Annotated in this window: 1 protein-coding gene; it reads right to left on the minus strand. The window is 70.9% G+C overall.

Annotated elements, in window-relative coordinates; translation table 11 throughout:
• A partial coding sequence (locus CVH10_RS20310) for a hypothetical protein (protein WP_219924893.1) occupies positions 1 to 275 on the minus strand: 275 nt, incomplete at both ends.

The raw sequence follows: 275 nt of genomic DNA on the forward strand, positions 1-275 counted from the left end.
CAGACCACGACATCGAACGCCCCGGCGTCAACGATGAGGTCGGGTAGATGGCGGCCGTCATACCGTCGGCGCGTTGCCCTGGCGAAAAGCCCGTCGAGGAGCGCCGCGCGGGTGGGCGCAAGCTCGTTCAACGTCAGGCTCGCCCCGCACGCTTCGGCCACCACGGCCAGCAATCCGGTCCCCGCTGACGGCTCCAGGACACGGTCCTTCGGTCGAACCTGCGCGGCCAGCACCGCGAGGGCGGCGAGTTGGGGCGGGGTGGAGAACTGGTCCCG

Origin of the sequence: Halomonas sp. ND22Bw (assembly GCF_003011945.1) — a bacterium.
Classification (GTDB): Bacteria; Pseudomonadota; Gammaproteobacteria; order Pseudomonadales; family Halomonadaceae; genus Halomonas; species Halomonas halophila.